Annotated in this window: 3 protein-coding genes; all 3 read left to right on the top strand. The window is 73.2% G+C overall.

What is annotated here, in order from left to right:
• The coding region (locus AC08OQ_RS18910) for a phosphonate C-P lyase system protein PhnL (protein WP_476612284.1) at nucleotides 1–732 on the top strand (732 nt) is incomplete at its 5' end.
• Nucleotides 729–1,940, top strand: coding sequence for an alpha-D-ribose 1-methylphosphonate 5-triphosphate diphosphatase (locus tag AC08OQ_RS18905; RefSeq protein WP_476602347.1), 1,212 nt, complete (start codon nucleotides 729–731; stop codon nucleotides 1,938–1,940). The genes AC08OQ_RS18910 and AC08OQ_RS18905, both read left to right, overlap by 4 nt.
• Entirely contained in the window at nucleotides 1,937–2,776 is an 840-nt protein-coding gene (locus tag AC08OQ_RS18900; protein WP_476602348.1) for an inositol monophosphatase family protein, read from the top strand. Before AC08OQ_RS18905 ends, AC08OQ_RS18900 begins: the two co-directional genes overlap by 4 nt.
• Nucleotides 2,777–3,029: the final 253 nt, after the last annotated feature.

Here is a 3,029-nt window from a genome sequence, read left to right as displayed (position 1 = left end):
GAAGCAGTGCTGTCCGTGCGCGAGCTGCGCAAGTCCTTCGTCCTGCACACCATCGACGGCCGGAGGGTCGAATCCCTGCACGGTGTCGACCTCGACGTGCGCGCGGGCGAACACGTCGCCCTGGTCGGCCCCAGCGGCGCCGGGAAGTCGTCGTTGCTGCGCTGCGTCTACCGCACCTACCTGCCCGACTCCGGCGAGGTGTGGCTGCGCACCGCTACCGGAGACGTGGAGTTGACCGGGCTGGCGGACCGGGCGATGGCCCGGCTGCGGGGCCGAGAGATCGGGTACGTGTCCCAGTTCCTGTCCGCGCCGCCGCGGACCGGGCCGTGGGAGGTCGTCGCCGCGGCGGCCCGCCGCCGGGGGCTCGACCGCTCCGAGGCGCGCGACGCGGCCGCGGCCGTGCTGCGGCGGCTGAACCTCGACGAAGGGCTGTGGGACGTCGACTGTGGCGTCCTGTCGGGCGGCGAGCGGCAGCGGGTGAACCTCGCGGCCGGCACGGTGCGCCCACCGCGGCTGCTGCTGCTCGACGAGCCGGTGTCCGCGCTGGACCCGGCCAACCGCGAAGCCGCGCTGGAGCTGATCGGATCCCTTGCCGCGCAAGGAGTCGCGGTGCTCGCGGTGTTCCACGACCTCGACGCGATGAGGCGGCTCGCGTCGCGGGTCGTGCTGATGTCCGGCGGTCTGGTCGAGCGGTCCGGTAGCTGCGCCGACCTGCTGGCGGGTGTGGCATGAGCACGACCGTCACCGGATCCTGGCCCCCGGCATCCCGGACCCCGCCATCCTGGACCCCGGCCGCGCCACCCGCCGACTACGTGCTCGGCCACGTGCGGGCCGTGCTGCCCGACCGGCTGCTTGAGGACGCCCGGATCGTGGTCCGCGAAGGACGCATCGCCGCCGTCGAGAAGCATCCGCCCGGCTCCGGAGCCGACGTGGACGGTCAGGGCCTGCTGTGCGCGCCCGGCCTGATCGACACCCACAGCGACGGGCTCGAGAACGAACAGCTGCCCCGACCGGGCGCCGAGCTGCCGATCGAGTTCGCGCTGCTGTCCTTCGAGGGCAAGCTGCGGGCCGCGGGCGTGACGACCGTGTTCCACGGCATCTCCTTCGAGGACACCCACCACGACATCCCGCGCAGCGTGGGCCAGGCGGAGAAGACGTGCAAGGCGATCGACGCCTATCCCGGCGGGCTCGTCGATCACCGGATCCTGTACCGGCTCGACGTGCGCAGCCCGGAATCGCTGTCCGCGCTGGCGCGGCGACTGGACCAGGTGCCCGACGGCGCCCTGGTCTCCCACGAGGACCACACCCCGGGCCAGGGCCAGTACGCCGTCCGCGAGTACTACGAGCGCTATCTGATGGGCAGCCGCGGCCTGTCCGAGGCGGAGGCTCGCGAGCATGTCGACCAGCTCATCGCCGACCGGGACGGCAGGCTCGACATCCGCGAGGAGGCCCTGATCTGGCTCGCCGCGCGCTCGGCGCGGATCCGGCTGCTCGGGCACGATCCCAGCTCGGCCGCCGAGATCGCCGAGCTGCGGGCCCGCGGCTGCGCGGTCGCCGAGTTCCCCACCACGATCGAAGCGGCGGAAGCCGCCCGCGCCCACGGGCTTCCCGTCGTCATAGGCGCCCCGAACATCCTGCGGGGACGTTCCCACAACGGCAACGCCTCCGGCCGTGACCTGGTCGGCCGCGGCCTGGTGACCGCGCTGGTGTCGGACTACCTGCCCTCCGGTCTGCTCGCGGCCGCCATGCTGCTCGCCGAGCAGGGGCTCGCCACCCTGCCGGTCGCCATCGGCCTGGTGACCGCCGGGCCGGCCGAGGTCGCCGGACTTCCCGACCGCGGCCGGCTCGAGCCGGGGCTGCGCGCCGACCTTGTGCTGGTCGAGCCGCGCCGCCCCTGGCCGGCGGTGCGGTCCGTGTTGTCATCCGGCGGTGTCTGGTGACAATCGGGAGTGCGGCGGTGACCCGGTGGCCGGTTCCCGAGCCGGAGATTCCGGCCGGGACGGATCCCGCGCTGGCCGCCGCCGCCCGCGCGGCGGTGGGCGCCTTCCGCGGCGCGCGCGAGCGGTATACGCGCGCGGAGCTCGCCGAGGAGGTCGGCATGGGCGCCGACGGCACCCTCACCACGCGTCTGGACCTGCTGGTCGACACCGCGGTGGCGGAGGTGGTGAATGCCCACCGGGTCAACCTGATCAGCGAGGAGATCGGTGTCATCGACAACGGTTCGGCGGTCACGCTCGTGGTCGATCCGGTCGACGGCACCGCCAACGCGGTCGCGGAGGTGCCGTTGTCGGCCTTCTCCGGCGTGGTCGCCGTCGACGGCAGGGCGACCGAGGCCCTCACCGTCTGGTTGGACACCGGCCGCAGCTGGCATGCGAAAGCCGGCGTCCCGGCGCCCTACCGGACAACAGGCCGGCGCGCACTCGACGGCGCCGCGGTCAGCCTCCTGCGGCCGCAGGCCAAGAACGAGGCGGCCTGGCTGCGGGTGAGCCGCCGGGCCGCGCGGGTGCGCATCCTGTCCAGCAGCTGGCTGGAGGCCGCCCTCGTGGCGCAGGGCTCCACGGACGCCTTCGCCGACGCCGGCTCGGACACGCACCGCATCATGGACATCGCCGCGGCGTCCGTGCTGGTCCCGGCGGCGGGCGGCGCGATGATCGACGCCTTCGGCCGCCCGGTCGAGATCGTCCCCGACCTCAGCCGCCGCTGGTCCGGCGTGATCGCGGCGACCCCGGAGCTGGCGTACCAGCTCGCGGACGAGATCAGCGGCTCTTCCTACTGATCCGTTTATCCCCGGCGGCCAGGACCTGGATGTTGCCGCCGTGGTTGGCGACCTTGCGGCGCGGGGTTCCTTTCGGAGCCCCGCGCCGTCGTCGTCACCACCCCGAGGGGCATTCACTCCCTGTGACGGTCAAAGGCTCAGTGCGCCCCGGGCTTGAGTGGCCGTACCAGTTTGCGTGAGGTGAACTGGAACTTTTCACGCTGGTAGAAACGCAGAGCTCGGGTGCGGGTGAGCGCGCTGCCTAGTACTCCAG

Source organism: Frankia sp. CcCS3 (genome assembly GCF_977927575.1).
This window is presented reverse-complemented; position numbering and strand designations above follow the sequence as displayed.

Bases quoted from the DNA above. Each gene is read 5' to 3' on its own strand.
- AC08OQ_RS18905 (WP_476602347.1), top strand. From the start codon at position 729: ATGAGCACGACCGTCACCGGATCCTGGCCCCCGGCATCCCGGACCCCG.